The organism is Pontimicrobium sp. MEBiC01747, from assembly GCF_053601635.1.
Window position 1 is genome coordinate 1 of the sequence record NZ_JBSHNS010000015.1, and the last position, 300, is coordinate 300.

Annotated in this window: 1 protein-coding gene; it reads left to right on the top strand. The window is 41.7% G+C overall.

The features are described from left to right. Positions 1–300: hypothetical protein (locus ACVC2P_RS00120; protein ID WP_452596459.1), on the top strand; the 300-nt coding region annotated here is incomplete at both ends.

Below are 300 nucleotides of genomic sequence, written 5' to 3' on the forward strand. Positions count from 1 at the left end.
TGCAGAAAACAACATTAATGCCATCACCGGCATTTACAATAACATTGTGGTTAACATGCAAACCATTTATGTACGAATAGAAAGCTCAACTATCGCAACAGACTGTGCAAGCTTTGTAGAACTACAACTTATCGTCAACCCCACCCCACAAATAACAGACCCCACCCCATTAGAAGTCTGTGACGATGATGCCGATGGCTTTGCCAGTTTCGATTTAACCGAAAAAGAGCCAGAAATACTAAACCAATTAGACACAGACCCATCCAACGATTTAGACCCTGCACAATACATCGTAACCTA